Source organism: Streptomyces sp. NPDC058685 (genome assembly GCF_042714725.1).
GTDB lineage: Bacteria > Actinomycetota > Actinomycetes > Streptomycetales > Streptomycetaceae > Streptomyces.
Genome location: NZ_JBHXSL010000085.1, coordinates 1 through 22,499 on the forward strand (window position 1 = coordinate 1; position 22,499 = coordinate 22,499).

At 72.6% G+C, this 22,499-nt stretch carries 5 protein-coding genes; 2 read left to right on the forward strand and 3 right to left on the reverse strand.

Annotation, left to right across the window (positions count from 1 at the left end):
• Positions 1–36: 36 nt before the first annotated feature.
• From ACFWU3_RS35075 to ACFWU3_RS35085, 3 genes are read right to left on the reverse strand one after another with little or no spacing between them, the layout of a single operon-like run.
• Positions 37–918: an ABC transporter ATP-binding protein gene (locus ACFWU3_RS35075; RefSeq protein ID WP_384445478.1), complete on the reverse strand. Its 882-nt coding sequence runs from the start codon at positions 916–918 to the stop codon at positions 37–39.
• Between the two features lie 19 nt (positions 919–937).
• Positions 938–2,002, reverse strand: coding sequence for a FecCD family ABC transporter permease (locus tag ACFWU3_RS35080; RefSeq protein ID WP_384445472.1), 1,065 nt, complete (start codon positions 2,000–2,002; stop codon positions 938–940).
• Positions 2,003–2,004: 2 nt separating this feature from the next.
• Positions 2,005–2,994 carry a FecCD family ABC transporter permease gene (locus ACFWU3_RS35085; RefSeq protein ID WP_384445480.1) on the reverse strand — a complete coding sequence of 330 codons (990 nt, stop codon included), beginning with the start codon at positions 2,992–2,994 and terminating at the stop codon, positions 2,005–2,007.
• Positions 2,995–3,204: 210 nt separating this feature from the next.
• Between ACFWU3_RS35085 and ACFWU3_RS35090 the strand changes: the two genes are divergently transcribed.
• Complete coding sequence (locus ACFWU3_RS35090) at positions 3,205–22,170, forward strand: amino acid adenylation domain-containing protein (protein ID WP_384445474.1); 18,966 nt, start codon at positions 3,205–3,207, stop codon at positions 22,168–22,170.
• A gap of 36 nt (positions 22,171–22,206) precedes the next feature.
• Positions 22,207–22,416 (forward strand): MbtH family protein, encoded by a 210-nt coding sequence (locus tag ACFWU3_RS35095; RefSeq protein WP_384445476.1) that lies wholly within the window; start codon positions 22,207–22,209, stop codon positions 22,414–22,416.
• The last annotated feature ends 83 nt before the right edge of the window (positions 22,417–22,499 follow it).

The window sequence follows — 22,499 nt, forward strand, 5'->3', positions numbered from 1 at the left end:
GGCAACCGGCCGTTCCCGCCGGGCCGTTCGTAGTCGTCAGCCGGCTCCGGTGACGGCGACCGCATCCGCGTCGGCCTGATCGACGGCGCCGGCGCCGGGGCGAGGAGCCGCGTCCGCGACCTCGTGGTGGCGCCCCATGGGAATGATCATCGGAGTGCCGCTGACCGGGTCCCTTGCCACCTGGCAGCGCAGCCCGAAGACGTCGTCCACCGTGGAGGCGGTGATCACGTCCCCCGGCGGGCCCTCGGCCACGATCCGCCCCTTCTTCATGGCGATGACGTGATCGGCGTACCGGCAGGCCTGGTTGAGGTCGTGGAGGACCATGACCACCGTGCGGTTCTGATGCCGGTTGAGGTCGGTGATCAGGTCCAGCACATCGATCTGGTGCGCGAGGTCGAGATATGTCGTCGGCTCGTCGAGCAGCATCACCGGCGTCCCCTGCGCCACCGCCATGGCGATCCAGGCGCGCTGGCGCTGTCCGCCGGAGAGCTCGTCGACGGGACGGTCGGCGAGATCCGCCATGGACGTGGCGCGCAGGGCGTCGTGGACGGCCTGCTCGTCGGACCGGGTCCACTGCCGCCACCAGGTCTGGTGCGGTGAACGGCCCCGTCCCACCAGGTCGATGACCGTCAGCCCTTCCGGTGCGACCGGTGACTGCGGCAGGATGCCGAGCCGCTGGGCCAGTTCCCGGGTGGGGATGGAGTGCACGGCGCGGCCGTCGAGATGCACGGAGCCGGCCTTCGGCGTCAGCAGCCGGGCCAGGGCCCGCAGCAGGGTCGACTTGCCACACGCGTTCGCCCCGACGATCGCCGTGACCCGGCCGGGCGGTATCACCACGTCGAGGCCGTCGACGACGACCCGGCTCTCGTACGCCAGCCGCAGGCCTTCGGCCCGCAGATCGGGGCCCGCGGGGTCCACAGACTTCGATGACACGTGTTCAGCCTCCTGAGCCGGCGCGGTTGGCACGGACGAGCAGCCACAACAGGACGGGAGCGCCCAGCACTCCCGTGACGATCCCGACCGGAAGCTCCGTTCCGGAGATCAGCTTCCGCGCGATCAGGTCCGAAACGAGCACGGCCAGCGCTCCGGTGAGCCCCGAGGCCACCGGCGGTGGCCAGGCCGTACGGGCCAGACGCTGGGCGATCTGGGGCGCGGCGAGCGCCACGAACGCGACGGGGCCGGCCGCGGCGGTGCCGAACGCCACGAGTCCGACTCCCGCGAGCAGGACGGCCAAGCGGACCGGCTGCACACGCGTGCCCAGTCCTCGGGCGACGTCGTCGCCGAGCTGGAGCGTGCGCATCAGCCGGCCGAGCAGCAGCGCCGTGGGGACCAGGACCGCCATGGCGGCGGCCAGCGGGCCGACCTGGTCCCAGCCGCGGCCGTTGAGGTTGCCGACGAGCCAGCCGAGCGCGGCCTGCGCCTGGAACCGCTCGCCGCGGGCCATCAGGTAGTCCGTGGCACTGGTGCAGATCCAGGCGATGCCGATGCCGACGAGAACGATGCGGTAGCCCGTCGTGCCGCGCTTCCACGCGAGGAGGTACACCAGCAGCGCCGCGGTCAGCGCCCCGATCAGGCCGAGCGCCTGGGTGCTCAGCCCTCCGTCCCAGCCGAGCACGATGCCGGCGACCACGGCGGCGCCCGCGCCCTGGGTGATGCCGATCATGTCCGGGCTGGCCAGGGGGTTGAGTGTCATGGTCTGGAACAGCGCTCCGGAGACACCGAAGGCGAATCCGACGAGCAGACCGGCCACGGCCCGTGGCAGCCGCAGTTCCTGGACGATGAGTTGGGTGCCGGGGTCCGCCGTACCGAGCAGGGCTCGTACGACGTCCATGAACGAGTACGGGATGTCCCCGATCGTCATGCCCAGGCAGAACACCAGGAAGGTGGCGACGGCGAGTACGCCGCTCACCCACATCAGGCGTGGCCGCAGCACTCCGGAGACGGGCGGGACGCCGAGCCGGAACGTGACGCGGCCGGGGGTGCGGGACAGCAGATCGGTCATGCTCACAGCTCCGCGAGTCGTCGACGGCGCACCATGGCGATGAAGAAGGGTCCGCCGATGAAGGCGACGAGGATGCCGGCCTGGATCTCCGTCGGCCGGGCGAGAAGGCGTCCGACGATGTCGGCGGCGAGCAGCAGACAGGGCGCGAGCGCCGCCGACAGCGGCAGGAGCCAGCGGTGGTCGGGGCCCACACCGGCGTACTGGGTCAGGACGCGGGCGATGTGCGGGACGACGAGGCCGACGAAGACCACCGGCCCGATGACGGCGACGGCGCCGCCGGTGAGAAGCGTGACGGCGAGGACGCCCTGGATACGGGTCAGGCCGAGCCGCAGCCCCAGGGAGGCGGCCACGTCGTCGCCGAGCGCCATGCTGTTGAGCGCGGGGGCGCAGGCCAGGGCGAGTACGGCGCCGACGGCGAGGAACGGCAGGACGCGTACGAGGACTTCCTCGTTCTGGTTGGCCAGAGATCCCGCGGACCAGAAGCGGTAGCGGTTGAGGGCGTCCGGGTCGGTCAGCGCGATCGCGCTGGTCAGTGAGAACAGCAGCGAGGTCACGGCCACGCCGGCGAGGGCGAGTTTGACGGGCGTGCTGCCCGAGCGGCCCAGTCCGCCGAGGAGGTAGACGAGGACGCTGGCGGCCATCGCCCCGGCGAACGCGAACCAGATGTAGCCGTAGACCGAGCCCAGTCCGAGGACTCCGACGGAGAAGACGATGGCGAACGCGGCTCCCGCGCTGACGCCGAGCACTCCGGGGTCCGCGAGGGGGTTGCGGGTCAGTGCCTGCATCAGCGCGCCGGACAGGCCGAGCGCCGCTCCGGCGGCGAGCCCGAGCGCCGTCCGCGGTACGCGAACGGACCAGACCACGTTCTCGATCCGGGTGCTGGGGGCGTGGCCGACGAGTGTGTCCCACACCTGGTCGAGGGGAACGCTCAGTGCGCCGAAGGCCAACGACAGTGCGCACAGGGCCACGAGGGCCGTGGCGGGCAGCAGCATCAGGAGCATGCCGCGGGGCCTTCTGGCGCCGATCACTGTGCTCCCCACGCGAACATCCTTAGGTTAGGCAGGCCTTAAATGTAAGGGCTGCTCGGCTGCTCGGCCCACTGCCGCATGAAAGCCTGTCTTATTAGGTAATCCTTACCTTAGTATGACGCGGACCGACCCCGGCCGGGGGCCGGGACCGACTGCTGGGGAGGCTCGGCCACTGTGTCCGGTTCAGAAGAAGTCCTGGCGTACTGGCAGCAGTTGCTCACACCTCTCCCACAGGAGACGGTGCTGCCTGCCGACCGGCCCTATCCGCCGGCCCCGGCCGGCGGGCACAGCGTGCGGACGCTTCCCCTCGGACACGACGCCCCCGACGACGTGCTGCTGACCGCCTTCGTCGCCCTGCTGCACCGCTACGGCGGCGCCCCCGACCTGACCGTGGGTCACGGTTCGCTGCCCGTGCGCATCTCGTGCGAGGGCGAGCCCACCTTCGCCGAACTCGTGCGGCGCACGGCGGCGGCCCGTGACGAGGCCGAGGCCCGTCCGGTCGACCTGTCGGCCCTGGTCGACGCGCTCGGGCCCGAACCGACCCGGGGCGGCGGGCTGTTCTTCAACACCGCGTTCGCCACCGCCGCCAGGCCGTTCACCGCCGCGGCCGGCCCGGTCGATCTGGTGCTGGAAGCCCTGCCGGGAGAGGTGCGGGCGCACTACCGTGCCGACCTCTTCGACGATTCGACCGTGGACCGGCTCCTCGGGCACTACGCGACCCTGCTGGCCGACGGTGCCGAACGCCCCGAGACGCCGGTCGGCGCTCTGACGCTGATGACACCGGACGAGTACCGGCGCGTGGTCGTGGAGTGGAACGCGACCGCTCACACGGTCCCGTCCGCCACCTGGCCCGCCATGTTCGCGGAGCAGGTACGCCGCCGCCCCGACGACATCGCGCTCGTCTTCGAGGACGAACGCCTCACCTACGCCGAACTGGACGAGCGCGCCAACCGGCTGGCGCACGCCCTGATCTCCCGCGGTGCCGGCCCTGAGCGCATCGTCGCGCTGGCACTCCCCCGCTCGGCCGACCTGATCGTCGCCGAGGTCGCCGTCCTCAAGTCCGGGGCCGCCTACCTCCCGATCGACCACGACTATCCGGCCGACCGCATCGCCTACATGCTGGGGGACGCGGCACCGGCGGTGCTGGTGACGACCGAGGACACCGCCCGGGACGTCCCCGAGCACGAGGGGATGACCAGGCTTCTGCTCGACTCCCCCGGCACCGCCGTGGAGTTGGCGGACCGGCCCGTGCACGATCCGACCGACGACGACCGCGGTGGAGCTCTCACCGTGCTCCACACTGCGTACGTCATCTACACCTCCGGCTCGACAGGCAGGCCCAAGGGCGTCGTCCTCGCGCACAGCGGTGTCGCGAAGCTCGTCGCCACACAGAGCGAGCGGTTCGGCATCGGTCCGCACAGCCGCGTCCTGCAGTTCGCCTCGCCCAGCTTCGACGTGGCCTTCTGGGACCTGTGCCTCGGTCTGCTGTCCGGTGGCCGTCTCGTCGTCGTCCCCGCCGAACGCCGGGTACCCGGCGCGGCGCTCGCGGACTACGCCGACGACAACGGCATCACCTTCATGATCCTGCCGCCCGCCCTGCTCGCGGCGATGCCGGACGACGTCGTCCTGCCCCCGGCCGCGACCCTGCTGGCCGGAACCGAGCGGGTCTCCCCCGAACTGGTCGGCCGCTATGCCGGCGGCCGGATGATGTTCAACGCCTACGGCCCGACCGAGGCCACCACCAACTCCACCCTCGGGCTGTGCGATCCCGACACCCCGGCCGGCTCCGTCGTCCCCATCGGCATCCCCGACCCCGGCACCCGCGCCTATGTGCTGGACGCCCGGCTCCAGCCGGTCCCCGCCGGTGTCGCCGGTGAGTTGTACCTGGCCGGGGACGGTCTGGCGCGCGGCTACCTCGGCAGGCCCGACCTCACCGCGGAACGGTTCGTCGCCGATCCCTTCGGTGGCGCCGAGTCCCCGGGCGGACGGCTCTACCGCACCGGAGACCTGGTCCGCTGGAAGGCCGACGGACGGCTGGAGTTCCTCGGACGCGCCGACACCCAGGTCAAGATCCGGGGCTTCCGGATCGAGCCGGGCGAGATCGAGTCCGTGCTGCGCCGCCACCCCGCCGTCGACCAGGTCACGGTGATCGCCCGCGAGGACCGGCCGGGCGACCGCCGGCTCGCCGCCTACGTCGTGCCCTCCCTGGAGGCACGGCCCGGCCACGACGAGGGTGAGCAGGTCGAGGAGTGGAAGGACCTGCACGAACTCCTCTACAGTGCCGCCGGGTCCGAGGGCTTCCGCGAGAACTTCGCGGGCTGGAACAGCATGTACGACGGACGCCCGATCCCCGTGGCCGAGATGCGGGAGTGGCGGGACGAGACCATCGCCCGCATCGCCGAACTCGGCAGTCCGCGCCGGGTCCTGGAGATCGGCGTCGGCAGCGGCCTTCTCCTGTCCCGCATCGCGCCCGGCTGCGAGTCCTACTGGGGCACGGACGTCTCCCACGAGGCGGTGCGCGCGCTGCGTACGCAGGTGGACGCGGTGCCCGAACTGGCGGGCCGCGTCGAACTGAGCGCCCGACCGGCGCACGACACCGACGGCCTGCCGCAGGGGTTCTTCGAGACCGTCGTCATCAACTCGGTGGCCCAGTACTTCCCGAGCTCCGCCTATCTCACGGACGTCCTGCGCAAGGTGTCGGCCCTGCTGGCGCCCGGCGGCAGGGTGTTCGTCGGCGACATCCGCAATCTGCGGCTGCTGCGCACCCTGCGCGCCGCCGTCGAGAGCCGGCGCGCCGACGGTGACGGCGAGACGGACAAGAACGCCCTGCGCGCCGCCGTCGAGCGGTCCGTGCGCTGGGAGGGCGAACTGCTCCTCGACCCGGACTACTTCGCCGGGCTCGACGGCTTCGACGCCGAGATACGGGTCAAACGGGCCGCGCACCACAACGAGTTGAGCCGCTATCGCTACGACGTCGTCCTGAGCCCGAGCGACGGCTCCGCGCGTCCGGCTCCCGCCGAGCGGGAGATCCACTGGTCGGTGACCGGCGGGCCGGCCGAGGTGGCCGCTGTGCTGATGGAGCGGCCCGGGCGGCTGCGCGTGACCGGGATACCCAACGCCCGCCTCACCGACGACCTGTCGGCGCTGCGCAGGCTGGAGGACACCAGCCGTCCGGCGGCGGTCGGCGTGGACCCCGAGGAGCTGCTCGCGCTCGCCACCGAGCACGGCCACCGGGTGGACCTCACCTGGAACGGTCAGGCCGACGACGGTTCGCTGGACGCCGTCTTCACCGACGAGACGGACGAGACGGCGGCCGGGGCGCCTGCCGGGCTGTACCGTCTCGGCGGCCGGTTCCCGCAGGCCAACCGGCCCGTGCCGTTCCGCGATGTCACCGTGCTGATGAAGACCCTGCGCGGGCACGCCACCGAATGGCTGCCCGACTACATGGTCCCGTCCGCGTTCGTCCCGCTGCACGCGCTGCCGGTGACTCCCAGCGGCAAGCTGGACGCCAACGCCCTGCCCGTGCCCGACTACGGCGCGCTCAGCTCGGGCCGCGCCCCGCGCAACGCCCGCGAGGAACTGCTCTGCCGCCTGTACGCCGAGGTGCTGGGCCTGCGTGCGGTCACCGTCGACGACGACTTCCTCACCCTCGGCGGGGACAGCATCACCGCCATCCAGCTGCTGATCCGCGCCAGGGGCGCGGGTCTGCGCCTCACCCCCCGTGATGTCTTCCGGCACCGCACCGTGGCCGCGCTCGCGGAGGTGGCCGTCGACCTCGTGACCGCTCCCGCCGACGACGCGCGCCCGCCGCTGGTCGAACTCGCCCCCGGCGACCTCGCCGAGATCCAGGGCAGCGCGCCGATCACGGTGCAGGAACTGCTCCCCCTCAGTCCGCTCCAGGAGGGCTTCTACTTCCACGCCCTGATCGGCGCGGCCGACAGCGACGCCTACGTCGTCCAGCAGGTGCTCGACCTGTCGGGTCCGGTCGACGGGGAGACCCTGCGCCGGGCGGCGCAGGCCCTGCTCGACCGGCACGCCCCGCTGCGCGCGGGATTCCGCCGCCGTTCCGACGGCACCCCCGTGCAGATCATCCCCCGCGACGCCGAACTCCCGTGGCGTGAGATCGACCTGTCGGCGCAGGACGGCGGTGTCCGCGAGACGCTGGCGGACGCGGTCGCGGCGGACGAGCGGGCGGGACGGTTCGACCTGGCCCGGCCCCCGCTGCTGCGCTGCGCCCTGGTCCGGCTCGGACCGGAACGCTGCCGACTGATGTTGACGTTCCATCACATCGTGGCCGACGGCTGGTCGTTGCCCGTGCTGCACCGTGAGCTCATGGCGTACTACGGCACACCCGACCCCCGACTGGCCGAGGTGACCCCGTACGCCGACCATCTGGCCCGGCTCGCGCGGCAGGACCGTGACGCGGCGCGCGACGCCTGGCGCGCGGCGCTCGCGGGTGTCGACGAGCCGACACGGCTGGTCGCGACCCCGGCGGACGGGTCCGCCCTGGTGCCCGGCCAGGTCCGGGTCGAGCTGTCCGAAGGGACCACGAGGCGGCTGACCGAACGTGCCCGCGAGCACGGCGTCACCCTCGGCACCGTGGTCCAGGCCGCGTGGGGGCTGCTGATCGGCAGGCTCACCGGACGCCAGGACGTGGTGTTCGGCACCACCGTCTCGGGCCGGGACAGCGAGGTCGACGGCGTCGAGTCCATGGTGGGCCTGTTCATCAACACCCTTCCCACCCGGTTCCGTTGGCAGGCCGGCGAATCACTCGGTGTGCTGCTCGCCCGCCTCCAGGACGAGCAGGCACAGCTGATGGGCCATCAACACCTGGGACTCGCGGAGATCCAGCGGCTCACGGGGACGGCCGGCGGTACGGAACTCTTCGACACCCTGGTGGTGTTCGAGAACTACCCCGCCGACGGGGACCTGCGCGACGCGTCCGGGACGGTGCGCATCACCGGCCACGCGTTCCACGACGCCGTGCACTACCCCCTCGCGCTCATCGTGAAGCCGGGCAGGCGGCTCGATCTGCGGCTGAAGCATCACGTCGCGCGGCTGGACGGCGAAGCCGTCCGTGCGCTGGGCGACCGGCTGACGCGGATTCTGGAGGCGGTCGCGGCCGACCCTTCCGCCGTAGCCGCATCCGTCGAACTGCTCTCCGGGCAGGAGCGGGCGCGGGCCCTGCCCGCCGGGGACGAGCGGGCCGTCCCGGTCGCCACCCTGGCCTCGGCCATCGCCGAGCAGGTGGCCCGCACCCCCGACGCTCCGGCCGTCGTCGTCGAGGGCGAGGAGCTGACGTACGCCGAACTGGACGCGAGGGCCGAAGCGCTGGCGCGCCGGCTGCGCGCCCGAGGAGCCGGTCCCGAGTCCTTCGTGGCCGTCGCCGTCCCGCGGTCGGCCGAGTTGATGGTGGCTCTGCTCGGTGTGCTGAAGTCCGGCGCCGCCTACCTGCCGGTCGACCCCGACTACCCGGCCGACCGCGTCGCCCACATGCTGGCCGACTCCGGTACGACGCTCGCCGTCACGGTGCCCGGGACGGCCGAGCGGCTGCCGCGGGCCGAGGGCGTCACCGTGCTCGTCCTCGACGGAGCGACGACGCCGGATACGGAGACGGGACCTGTCGCCGTCCGGGCCGCCGGTCCCGACAACCCCGCCTATCTGATCTACACGTCCGGCTCCACAGGACGCCCCAAGGGCGTCACGGTCACCCACCGCGCCATCGTCAACCGGCTCGCCTGGATGCAGGGCGCCTACGGTCTGCGGCCGGACGACCGGGTGCTCCAGAAGACGCCGTCCAGCTTCGACGTCTCCGTCTGGGAGTTCTTCTGGCCCCTGCTCCACGGCGCGGCCGTCGTCCTGGCCCGCCCGGACGGCCATCGCGACCCCGCCCATCTGGCCGCCCTGGTCCGCGAACGGCGGGTCACCACCCTGCACTTCGTCCCCTCCATGCTGGAGGCCTTCCTCCAGGCGGACGAGATCACCGGCGACCCCGCCTGGTCCGCGTCGCTGCGGCGTGCCTTCAGCAGCGGCGAGGCGCTGCCCGTGTCCGCCGCGCAGCGCTGGCAGTCGCTCACCGGGGTGCCGCTGCACAACCTGTACGGGCCGACCGAGGCCGCCGTCGACGTCACCCATCACACCTACGACGGTGACGAGGGCGTCGTCGTGCCCATCGGACGGCCGGTGTGGAACACCGGACTGCGCGTCCTCGACGCCTGCCTGAGGCCCGTTCCCGACGGTGTCCCGGGCGAGCTCTACCTCTGCGGCGTCCAGTTGGCGCGCGGCTATCACGCCCGTCCCGCACTGACCGCGGAACGGTTCACCGCCGACCCGTACGGACCGGCGGGCAGCCGGATGTACCGCACCGGCGACCTGGTGCGCCGCCGGGCCGACGGGGTGATCGAGTACCTGGGCCGTACCGACCGCCAGGTCAAGCTCCGCGGCAACCGCGTCGAACTCGGCGAGATCGAGGCCGCACTGGTGGACACGGCACCGGTCGCGCAGGCCGCCGTGACCATCCGCGACGAGGCGCTGGTCGCCTATGTCGTACCGGCCGGCGGGGCCCGCCCGGAGGCGGTGGATCTGCGCGACGCCCTGACCGCCGTGCTGCCCGCACCGATGGTGCCGAGTGCCTACGTGGTCCTCGACGCCCTCCCCCTCACCCCGAGCGGCAAGCTGGACCGGGCCGCACTGCCCGCGCCCCATGCCGTACGCGCCGCCGTCCGCGCCCCGCGCGACGCACGGGAACAGGTGCTGACCGAGATCTTCGCGGCCGTGCTGAAGCTGCCGGAGGTGAGCGTCGACGACGACTTCTTCCTGCTGGGCGGCGACAGCATCAGCTCCATCGGCGTGTCCAGCCGTGCCCGCCGGGCGGGTCTGGCGCTCGATCCGCGCGACATCTTCGACCACCGCACCCCGGCCGCCCTCGCGGCGGCCGCGACCGTCACCGAGGACCGGCAGACCGAACCGGCCGCGGCCGACGTCGACCTCACCCCCGGGGAGCGCTCCCGGGTGGAGCGGCTCGCACCGGGCCGGATCGACGACGTATGGCCCCTCGCGCCGCTCCAGGAAGGTCTGTTCTTCCACTCGACGTACGACGACGGCTCGCTCGACGTCTACACGGTGCACGAGTCGTTCGACTTCGCACAGCGCGTCGACGCCGACCGGCTGCGTACGGCCGCGAGCGTGCTGCTCGACCGCAACCCCAGTCTGCGCGCCGGGTTCACCAGCGACGGGCTGCGCCAGCCCGTCCAGTTCATCGTGCGTGACCCGCGCATCCCTCTCGAAGAGGTCGACCTCTCCTCGCTCCCGGCCGCCGAACAGGACGTCCGCCTGGGCGCGTTGATGGACGAGGAACGCTCCCGGCGCTTCGACCTGTCACGGCCTCTGCTCTTCCGCATGCTGCTGGTGCGGCTCGGCGACGAGCGCGGCGACCGGCTCGTCATCGGCCGTCACCTCATCCTGTGGGACGGCTGGTCCGCCTGGCTCTTCCTCGACCAGCTCTTCGCCCTGTACGAGAGCGGCGGCGACCCGGCGTCGCCGGCGCGCCCCGGCTCCTACCGCGACTACCTGACCTGGCTGGAGCACCAGGACGACAGCCGGGCCACCGCGGCCTGGCGCGGCGCGCTGGACGGTCTGGAGGAGCCGACGCTCCTCGTGCCGTCCGCCGCCGACCGCGGTCTGGAACCGGTGATCCCCGAGCATCTGGAGACCGTGCTCACCGCTGAGGCCGGCCAACGGCTGCGGGAGACCGCGCGGCATCACGGACTGACCCTCAACACCGTGCTCAACGCGGCGTGGGGACTGGCGCTCGCGAGCGCCACGGGCCGTGCGGACGTCGTCTTCGGGACCACCGTCGCGGGGCGGCCCAGCGAGGTTCCGGACGTCGAGAACGTCATCGGCATGTTCCTCAACACCGTTCCCGCGCGTATCGCCTTCGATCCGCGCGAGAGCGTCCTGGACCTGCTGCGCCGCATCCAGGGCGAGCGTCTGGAGCTGATGCCGCACGAGTACCTGGGGCTCGGTGTGCTCCAGGCCGAGACGGGCCACCGGCGGCTCTTCGACACGCTGTTCGTGCTCCGCAACGCCGACACGGACGAGCGGCTCGCCGAACTGCGGGACAGACACGGCGCGTCGGCCGTGGCCAACGTCGATGCCACGCACTACCCCGTCAACCTCGTCGTCACGCCCGGCGAGAGCGTCCGCGTCACGCTGGCCTACCGTCCCGACCTCGTCGACGGACCGTCCGCCCGGACCCTGCTGGAGCGATTCGCCCTGCTGCTGGACCGGCTGATCGCCGACCCGTCCGCACCGGTCGGCTCCCTCGACGCGCTGCTGCCCGGCGAGGCCGCCACGCTGGCCCACGAGGACGTGGCGGGGCGTGAGCCGGTGCCGCACGAGACCGTGGCGGACATGCTGGCCGCGCAGGCCGGCCGGACCCCGGACGAGACCGCCCTCGTCTTCGGCGATCAGGTCCTCACCTACGCCGAACTCGACGCCCGGTGCAACCGGATGGCCCGGCTGCTGCTGGCGCACGGCGCCGGCCCCGAGACGGTCGTGGCCCTGGGGCTGCCGCGTTCCGTCGACATGGTGGTGGCCCTGTTCGCAGTGCTGCGCACCGGCGCGGCCTATCTGCCGCTGGAGCTGGACCACCCGGCGGACCGGCTGTCGCTGATGCTCCAGGACGCGAAGCCACTGCTCCTGCTGACGACGGAGGGCGTTTCACGGACCCTGACCGGCGACGTGCCGCGCCTGCTCCTGGACGACCCCGGCACAGCCGCCGACCTGGCCGCCCGCTCCGCCGAAGGCGTCGAGGTGCGCTTCAGCCTGGACCACCCCGCCTACGTCATCTACACCTCCGGCTCGACCGGCCGCCCCAAGGGCGTGGTGACGCCGTACATCGGGCTGACGAACATGCAGCTCAACCACCAGAAGGAGATCTTCGCGCCGGCCATCGCCTCGGCCGGCGGGCGCAGGCTGCGCATCGCGCACACCGTCTCCTTCGCCTTCGACATGTCCTGGGAGGAGCTGCTGTGGCTCGTCGAGGGCCACGAGGTGCACATCTGTGACGAGGAGTTGCGGCGCGACGCGATCGCCCTCGTCGCCTACTGCGAGACGCACCGTATCGACGTCGTCAACGTCACCCCGACGTACGCCCATGTGCTCATCGAGGAAGGGCTGTTGGAGGGGCACCGCCCGCCACTCGTCCTCCTCGGCGGCGAGGCCGTCACGGAGACCGTGTGGAACGCCCTGCGGGACACGGAGGGCACCTACGGCTACAACCTGTACGGGCCGACCGAGTACACGATCAACACCCTCGGCGGCGGCACCCACGACAGCGCCACACCCACGGTGGGCCGTCCCATCCGCAGCACACGCGCCCGCATCCTGGACACCTGGCTGCGGCCCGTCCCCGACGGGGTCCCCGGCGAGCTGTACATCGCCGGGGTCGGGCTGGCCCGCGGCTATCTGGACCGGCCCGGCCTGACGGCAGAGCGCTTCGTCGCCGACCCGTACGGTCTGCCCGGCGAGCGCATGTACCGGACCGGCGACCTGGTGCGCCGCCGCGCGGACGGCAACCTCGACTTCCTCGGCCGCACCGACGACCAGGTCAAGATCCGCGGTCACCGGGTCGAGCTGGGTGAGATCGAGACGGTCCTCGCGCAGCATCACGAGGTGGTGCAGGCGGCCGTCGTCGCGCGCGACGCCACGGCGGCGCCCGGCACCCAGCGCCTCGTGGCCTACGTCGTGCCGGCGGAACCGGACGAGGAGGCACGGGAGACGGCCGAGCGCGAGCAGATCGGCGAGTGGCAGGAGATCTACTCCGCCGAGTACAGCGAGATCGGCACCGCGGTCTTCACCGAGGACTTCGCGGGCTGGGACAGCTCGTACGACGGAACACCCATCCCGGTGGAGCACATGCGCGAGTGGCGCGCGGCCACCGTGGAACGGATCGGCGAGCTGCGCCCCCGGCACATCCTGGAGATCGGCGTCGGATCCGGTCTGCTGCTCTCCCAGCTCGCACCGGACGCCGAGTCCTACTGGGCGACCGACTTCGCCGCCCCCGTCATCCGCAAGATCGGCGAGGACCTGCGGCGCGACCCCTCCCTCGCCGGAAAGGTCGAACTGCGCTGCCAGAGCGCCGATGTGACGGATGGTCTGCCCGTCGGTCACTTCGACACGATCGTCATCAACTCGGTCGTGCAGTACTTCCCGAGCCTCGACCACCTCGCCCAGGTCATCACCGGGGCGATGGGTCTGCTCTCCTCCGGTGGCCATCTGTTCATCGGCGATGTGCGCAATCTGCGACTGGCACGGCCCTTCCAGACCGGGATCCAGCTCACGCGGGCCGGCTCCGACGCCGACCCGGACACGGTCCGCAAGGCCGTCGACCGGGGCATCGCCCTGGAGAAGGAACTCCTCGTCGACCCGGACTGGTTCGCCACGCTCGGCTTCGGCGTCGAGCTGCGCACCAAGGCCGGCCGGCACCACAACGAACTGACCCGCTACCGCTACGACGTCGTGCTGTACGCCGATAGCGTGACTGCGCTGGACCTCGGCGACGCTCCGGGGTCCGACTGGAACGGCGTCGACGAGCTCACGGCACGGCTGGACGAGGAGCGCCCGCAGTGCCTGCGGGTGCGCGGGGTGCCCGACGCGCGGACCGCGGGCGAACTCACCGCCATGCGGGCGGTGGACGCCGGCCGGCTTCCCGGCGGCGCGCCCGAGGGCGTGGAGACCGAGACCCTGGGCCTGCTCGGAGCCGAGCGCGGCTACCGGGTCCTGACCACGTGGTCCGGCGAACTCGGCTGCTTCGACGCGGTGTTCGTGCAGGAGTCGGTGGCCGTGCGGGACGGGGCGGTCCGGCGTACGTCCGGGCTGCTGCTGCCGTCGACCGACGGCACGGCCGTGCACGCCAACACCCCGGCCACGGCCCGCGGCGCCGGGGCTCTCGTGCGACGGCTGCGCGAGGACCTGGGCGGACGTCTGCCCGGCTACATGGTGCCGGCCGCGTTCGTCGTGCTGCCCCGGCTGCCGATGAACGACAACGGCAAGCTCGATGTCCGGGCTCTGCCGGACGCCGAACCGGCAGTCGCCCTGTCGACCGGTCGCGGGCCGCGCACCCCCGGCGAGGAGGTGCTGTGCCGGCTGTTCGCCGAGGTGCTCGGTCTGGCACGGACCGGCGCGGAGGACAACTTCTTCGACCTGGGCGGCCATTCCCTGCTGGCGACCCGGCTCATCAGCCGGGCCCGTACCGAGCTGGGCGCCGAACTCGCCATCCGTGACCTGTTCGAGGCGCCGACACCCGAACTGCTGGCCGGTCGTGCCGACATGGGCCGGCCCGCGAGGCCCGCCCTGGGAAGGGCCGCCGAGCGCCCGGAGCGCATCCCGCTCTCGGCCGCGCAGCGCCGGCTGTGGCTCGTCGAGCGGATCACCGGTGGCGGAGCGGCGTACAACTTCCCGCTGGTCTTCCGGCTGCGCGGTGAACTCGACCTGGACGCCCTGCGGGCCGCCCTGCGGGATGTGGCGGGACGCCATGAGGCTCTGCGGACCCGCTTCGTGGAGCACGACGGTGAGCCGTACCAGTGCATCGTCCCGGCCGAGGAGGCCGTTCCGGAGTTCCTCGTGGCCGAGTGCGACGAGGCCGGGCTCGCCGGGCGGATCGAGTCGGCCCAGCGCCGTCCGTTCGACCTCGGGCGCGAACTGCCCCTCCGGGCCGAGGTGCTGCGCCTGGGACCGGCCGACCACGTGGTGGCCGTGGTCCTGCACCACATCACCACCGACGAGTGGTCGGACCGGCCGTTCCTGGCCGATCTGAACACGGCGTACGCGGCGCGCGCCACGGGCACCGCGCCGGACTGGGCACCCCTGCCGGTGCAGTACGCGGACTACACACTGTGGCAGGAACGGCTGCTGGCGGAGGTGGGCGAGCGGCAGCTCGGCCACTGGAGCGAGGCCCTGCGGGATCTGCCGGAGGAGCTGGACCTGCCGCTGGACCGCCCGGGTGCGGCCCGGACGACGGGCCGGGGCGCGGTCGTGCGCACCGCACTGCCGGACGCGACGGCCACGGAGCTGCGCGATCTGGCGGCCGCCCACAACTGCAGCATGTTCATGGTGTTCCAGGCGGCGACGGCGGTGCTGCTGCACCGGCTGGGCGCCGGTGAGGACATCCCGCTCGGAGCGCCGATCGCGGGGCGCACCGACAGCGCCGTGGACGAGCTGGTCGGCTTCTTCGTCAACACGCTGGTCCTGCGCACGGATCTGTCCGGCGATCCGTCGTTCGCCGAACTCCTGGGGCGGGTCAGGGAGTCGGCGCTCGCCGCCTTCGAGCACCAGGACGTGCCGTTCGACCGGGTGGTGGAGGCGGTCAATCCGGCCCGGGTGGCCGACCGCAACCCCCTGTTCCAGGTCATGCTCGGTTACCACCACCGCCCCGACGGGGACCCGGACCTGCTGGGTCTGCCGACCGAGTGGTTCGACATGGACACCGGTACGGCCAAGTTCGACCTGGACTTCACCGTCGTCGACCACGGTGCCGGGCACGACATGGCTCTGCTGCTGGAGTACGCCACCGATCTGACGGAGCCGGGCACGGCCGCACGGCTCGTGGACCGGCTGGTGGGGCTGCTCGAACAGATCGTCCGCGAGCCGGAGAAGCCGGTCGGCGCTCTGGCGGTGCTCACCGACGAGGAGGGGGCGGCCGCCACGACCGTGTGGAACGACACCGCCCGGCCGCTGGAGACCCGTACCGTGCCGGAGCTGTTCGCCGACGTGGCCCGCCGCCGCGCCGACGCGACGGCTCTGGTCACCGGTGCCTCGCGGCTGACCTTCGGTGAGCTGGCCGCACGGGCGGACGCGATCTCCCGACTGCTGCTGCGGCGCGGCGCGGGCCCCGAGACCGTGATCGCCCTGGCCCTGCCCCGGGCGGAGACGGTCCCGGCGATTCTGGGTGTGCTGGGCGCCGGTGCCGCGTATCTGCCGCTCGACCCCGGCTACCCCGCGGACCGCCTGGAGACGATGCTCGCGGACACGGCTCCGCTGTGCGTGCTCACCACGACGGCGCTGGCGGGAGAGCTGCCCGTGTCGGACTGTCCGGCGGTGCTGCTGGACGACCCGGCCGCGTTCGAGGACGCGACCGCGCCCCCCGCGCACCGCCCGGGGCCGGACAACGCCGTGTATATGATCTTCACATCGGGTTCCACGGGCCGTCCCAAGGGTGTGGTGGGCACCCATCGCGGTCTGAGCAACTTCTTCGCCGCGCAGTACCAGGACGTCATCGAGCCGGCCGAACGGACGGCGGACGGCGCTGCTCTGCGCGCCCTGCACGCCGCGTCGTTCAGCTTCGACGGCTCCTGGGAGCCGCTGCTGTGGCTGCTCGCCGGGCACGAGCTGCATGTGCCGGACGAGCCGACGATGGCCGATCCGGCCGCTCTGCTCGCGCTGATCGACCGGGGACGGCTCGACTATGTCGACCTCACCCCGAGCCATCTGCGCGAACTCACCCACCACGGCTTCCTCTCCGCGGACCGGCACCTGCCGCGCACCCTCGCCGTGGGTGGCGAGGCCACCCCCGCCACCCTGTGGCAGCGGCTGTGCTCCCTGCCCGGGGTCCAGGTCCACGACCTGTACGGGCCGACCGAGTGCAGCGTCGACGCCTACGGCTGGCACGGCGGTGTCGACGGTTCGTGGGCGGCTCCGGTGGGCAACATCCGCGCCCATGTGCTGGACGAGCGGCTGCGGCATGTGCCGGTGGGCGTCGCGGGTGAGCTGTATCTCGCGGGCGAAGGCGTGGTGCGGGGCTACCTCGGCCGGCCGGGGCTCACCGCGGAGCGCTTCACCGCGGACCCGTACGGCCCGCCCGGAACGCGTATGTACCGCACTGGCGACCGGGCCAGGCGACGGAGCGACGGGACCCTGGAGTTCCTCGGCCGCGCCGACGACCAGGTGAAGCTGCGCGGGTTCCGTATCGAGCTCGGTGAGATCGAGTCCGTGCTCGACTCGCACCCGGACACCGCCGCCTCGGCCGTGGTCGTACGGGAGGACTCCCCGGGAGTGCCCCGGCTCGTCGGATACGTCGTGCCCTCCCCCGGCCGCACACCCGACCTCGCGGCACTGCGCGCCCATCTCGCCAGGGCACTGCCCGGACACATGGTCCCGGCCGCCTTCGTGGTGCTGGACGCGCTGCCCCTCGGGGTCAGCGGCAAGCTGGACCGGGCCGCCCTGCCCGCGCCCGATCTCGCGGCGCTGTCGACGGGGCGGCGTCCGCGCACGCCGCGCGAGGAGCTGCTGTGTGCGGAGTTCGCCGGGGTCCTCGGACTGCCGGGGGTCGGCGTCGACGACGACTTCTTCGCACTCGGCGGTCACTCGCTGCTCGCCATGCGACTGGTCGCCAGGATCCGTTCCGTGTTCGGGGCGGAGGTGTCGCTGCGGACCGTCTTCGACGCGCCGACCGTGAGCCGGCTGGCCGAGCACCTCTCGGGCGCGGTGGAGGAGGCACGTCCCGCCCTGACCGCCCGCGCCGCACGGCCGGAGCGGCTGCCCCTGTCGTCGGCGCAGCGCCGCCTGTGGGTGCTCTACCAGGTGGAGGGCCCCAGCGCGACGTACAACATCCCCTCCGCCTGGCGTCTGACGGGACCGCTCGACATGGCCGCGCTGCGTGCCGCGGTGGCGGACCTCGTGGAGCGGCACGAGACACTGCGCACGGTCTTTCCCGACGAGGGCGGACGCCCCTACCAGCTGGTGCTCGACCCGCACGAGGCGCTCGTGCCGGTGGAGTTCGAGGACACGGGCGAGGAGGAGCTGCCCGGGCGGCTGGCGCAGGCGGCGGCGTACGGGTTCGCCCTGGACCGTGAGGCTCCGCTGCGGGTCCAGGTGTTCCGGACGGGCGAGGAGGAGTACACCCTGCTGCTCCTGCTGCATCACATCGCCGGGGACGAGTGGTCCGAACTGCCGCTGAACCGGGACCTCGCCATCGCCTACGGGGCGCGCACCGCCGGGCTGGCGCCCGACTGGCTGCCGATGCCGGTCCAGTACGCCGACTACACGCTGTGGCACCGGGAGTCGCTCGGCGACGAGCAGGACCCGAGCAGTCTGACGTCCCGCCAGATCACCTACTGGAAGCAGGCGTTGGCGGGTCTGCCGGAGGAGCTGGCACTCCCTGTCGACCGGCAGCGGCCGCAGGAGTCGAGCTACCGGGGAGGCACGGCCGATCTCTCGCTCGACGCCGAACTGACCGCCGAACTCACGCGGCTGGCACGCGCCGCCGACGTCAGCATGTTCATGCTGCTCCAGGCCGCGGTGGCCACGCTGCTGACGCGGCTGGGCGCCGGTCACGACATCCCGATCGGCAGCCCGATCTCGGGACGCACGGACGCGGCGCTGGACGACCTGGTCGGCTTCTTCCTCAACACCCTCGTGCTGCGCACCGACACCTCCGGCGACCCGACCTTCCGTGAGGTGCTGGCCCGGGTCAGGGAGGGCGACCTCGCCGCCTTCGACCACCAGGACGTGCCGTTCGAGCGTCTGGTGGAGGTGCTCAACCCGGCGCGGTCGCTCGCCCGCCATCCGCTGTTCCAGGTGATGGTCGTCTATCTGGCGGCAGGCGGCGACGAGGCCGGTCTGCCGGGTCTGCGAACACAACGGGTGGACGTCGGCCAGACCACGGCGAAGTTCGACCTGTCCTTCGACTTCGTCGAACGGGCCGACGGGACCGGGGTCGACGGTGTGCTGGAGTACAGCGCCGATCTCTTCGACGAGGCGACAGCCCGGTCGTTCGCCGACCGGCTCCTGCGCATCCTGCGGGCCGTGGCGGCCGACCCGGACACCCCGGTGGCACGGATCGGCGTGCTCGGAGACGCCGAGCGCCGGTGCATCCTCCACGAGTGGAACGACCGGCCGCTCACCGCGCCGCCGACCACGGTGCCCCGGCTCTTCGAGGACCAGGTCCGGCTGTCCCCCGAGGCGCCGGCGGTCGCCTCCGACGGGGTGGAGCTCAGCTACGCGCAGGCGAACGCCGAGGCCAACCGGCTGGCGCGGCTGCTCGTGGCGCACGGCGCCGGGCCGGAGCGGTATGTGGCCCTCGCCCTGCCGCGCACGGCCCACACCCTGGTGGCGATCCTCGCGGTCCACAAGGCGGGCGCGGGCTATCTGCCGCTCGATCCCGAAGCTCCGCACGGCCGCACCACCGAGATGCTCGACGACGCCCGCCCGGTCGTGCTCCTCACCACCCGCGCGCTCGCCGGCGAACTGCCGCGTACGGATGTGCCCGTGCTGGTCGTGGACGATCCGGCGACCGCGGAGCGCACCGCTGCCCTGGCCGCGGCCGATGTGACGGACGCCGAGCGCACGGCGCCTCTCGCGCCCGGCCACCCCGCGTATGTCATCTACACCTCGGGCTCCACCGGCCGCCCCAAGGGCGTGGTGGTCACCCACGAGAGCGTCGGCAACCTCTTCCACAGCCACCGCGAGACGCTGTACCGGCCGGCGGTCGCGGCCACCGGCAGACGGCATCTGCGGGCCGGTCACGCCTGGTCGTTCTCGTTCGACGCCTCCTGGCAGCCCCAGTTGTGGCTGCTCGACGGGCACTGCGTCCATGTGGTCTCCGAGGAGACGCGCCGCGACCCGGAGCTGCTCGCCGCCGACGTCACCCGGCACGGCTTCGACTTCCTGGAGGTCACCCCGTCGTTCTTCGCGCAGATGGCGGAGACCGGGCTGCTGCGGGACGGTCACTGTCCGCTCGCGGTCGTCGGTGTCGGCGGTGAGGCGGTACCCACGGCGCTGTGGCAGCAGCTCGCGGCCCTGGACGGAACCGAGGCGTTCAATCTGTACGGTCCGACCGAGTCGACCGTCGACGCCCTGACGGCGCGGGTGCGGGACAGCGAACGGCCGCTCGTGGGGCGGGCGGTGGCCGGCACGAGGGCGTACATCCTGGACGCCTTCCTCCAGCCGGTGCCTCCCGGAGTGACGGGTGAGCTGTATCTGGCGGGCGGCGGCCTGGCCCGCGGCTATCTGGGCAGCCCGGCGCTCACGGCCGAGCGGTTCGTCGCCGACCCGTTCGGGGGTCCGGGCTCGCGTCTCTACCGCACCGGCGACCTGGCGCGCTGGACGACGGGGGGCCGGATCGACTACCTCGGCCGTGCCGACGACCAGGTCAAGATCCGCGGCTTCCGTATCGAACTGGCCGAGATCGAGTCCGCTCTCGCCACCCACCCGGCGGTCGGCCCTGTGGTGGTGACGGCACGTCAGGACGGCCCCCGCAAACAGTTGGTGGCCTACGTCGTCCCGGCCGCCGGGCAGTCACCGGACCCGGGGCAACTCCGTGGCCATCTCGCGGCGACGCTGCCGGACTACATGGTCCCGGCCGCGATGGTCCTGCTGGACCAGCTGCCGACGCTGCCCAACGGGAAGCTCGACCGCGGATCGTTGCCCGCACCCGACTTCTCCGCGCTGTCCTCCGGGCGACAGCCCACGACACCGCTGGAGACGGCCCTGTGTCAGGTCTTCGCCGACGTGCTGGGACTCGAACGGGTCGGCGCCGACGACGACTTCTTCTCTCTGGGCGGCGACAGCATCGTGGCCATGCAACTGGTCAGCAGGGCCCGCGCGGCGGGTGTGCGGATCACACCGCGGCTGGTCTTCCGGCATCGCACCGCCGCGGGGCTGAGCACGGTCGCCGAACTCACCGGCGCGAACGAGGCACACGCGTCCGACGACGGCACGGGCACTGTGCCCCTGACGCCCGTCATGCACTGGCTGAGGGAACTCGGCGGGCCCTTCGGGAGCTACCACCAGGCGGCGCTCGTCCGCACTCCCGCGGAGCTGGAGGTGTCCTCGCTGACCTCGGTGCTCCAGGCACTGGCGGACCGGCACGACCTGCTGCGGGCACGGCTCGTGCGGCCGTCGGCCGACGACACCACGAGCTGGAGCCTGGATGTTCCGGAGGCCGGTGCTCTCGACGCCGGTTCGTGGATCGACCGGGTGGATGTGTCCGGAGCGGACGACGAGACGCTGCGGACGACGATCGCGGAGCACGCGCACCTCGCCCGGACCCGGCTGGACCCGGACGCGGGCGAGATGGTGAGGGCCGTGTGGTTCGACGCGGGCACGGAGCCCGGTCGCCTGCTGCTGATGGCCCACCACCTGGTCGTGGACGGCGTCTCCTGGCGGGTGCTGCTGCCGGACCTGGCCGCGGCCTGGCAGGACGTGGCGGCGGGCCGACCGGCTCGACTGGCGCCCGTCGACACGTCGTTCGCACGCTGGTCCCGGCATCTGACCGAGCTGGCGCAGGACCCGGCGAGGGAGGCCGAGCTGCCCGTCTGGACCGCGGTCCTCGACGGCGGCACGGAGCCCTTCCCACTGGCGCGCGAGCTGGACCCGGCACGCGACACGACCGCCTCGATGCGTGAACTGGACCTGCGTATGCCGACGGAGCGCACGGCACCGCTGCTCTCGACCGTCCCTGCGGCGTTCGGCGCGACGGTCAACGATGTGCTGCTGGCCGGTCTGGGGCTGGCGGTCGCCGACTGGCGCCGTCGCCACGGGGGCAGCGACACCTCGGTGCTGGTCGACCTCGAAGGGCACGGACGCGAGGAGGAACTCGCCGGTGACAGTGCGGACCTGTCCCGCACGGTCGGCTGGTTCACCAGCGTCTTCCCCGTCCGGCTCGACCCCGGCCCCGTCGACCTGGCCGACGCCTTCGCGGGCGGCCCGGCCGCCGAGGAGGCGGTGGCACGCGTCCGGGAACATCTGACCGCACTGCCGGCGAACGGCGTGGGCTACGGTCTGCTGCGGCATCTCAACCCGCGCACCCGCGACGTGCTGGCGCAGCGGGAAGCGCCGAGGATCGAGTTCAACTACTTGGGCCGCTTCGGCATCCCGGAGGCGGTGGACTGGTCCTACGCCCCCGAGGAGGACGTGGCCGACATCGGCCCGGAGCCCGCGATGCGCGAGGGCCACGCGCTGAGCATCAACGTCGTGACGGAGGACCGCGCGGACGGGCCGGTGCTGGCCGCCCACTGGTCCTATCTGGACGGGCCGCTCTCCCGGGAGACCGTCCAGGACCTGGCCCGGACCTGGTTCCGGGCACTCGAAGGACTGCTCGCCCGGGCGGCCCGCACGACGCCCGCGACCCCGAAGAACTGACCGGACCCACACATCCGTACCGAGGAGAAGGACACCATGAGCAACCCGTTCGAGAACCCCGAGGGCGTGTACTCGGTGCTGGTCAACGACGAGAACCAGCACAGCCTGTGGCCGGACTTCGTGGACGTCCCGGCCGGCTGGACCGTCGCCCACGGGCCGGCGTCGCGGCAGGCGTGCCTGGAGTACATCGAGACCAACTGGACGGACATGCGGCCGAGGACTCTCGCGCAGTCGATGGACGGCTGAGTGGACCGGTGGACCGCCGGCAGGGTCGGCGGTCCACCTGGGGAGACGACGAAGGAGCCGGGCCGCCAGTGATAAAGCCGGCC

Bases quoted from the DNA above. Each gene is read 5' to 3' on its own strand.
- ACFWU3_RS35085 (WP_384445480.1), bottom strand. From the start codon at position 2,994: ATGCTGCTGCCCGCCACGGCCCTCGTGGCCCTGTGCGCACTGTCGTTG.
- ACFWU3_RS35095 (WP_384445476.1), top strand. From the start codon at position 22,207: ATGAGCAACCCGTTCGAGAACCCCGAGGGCGTGTACTCGGTGCTGGTC.
- ACFWU3_RS35080 (WP_384445472.1), bottom strand. From the start codon at position 2,002: ATGACCGATCTGCTGTCCCGCACCCCCGGCCGCGTCACGTTCCGGCTC.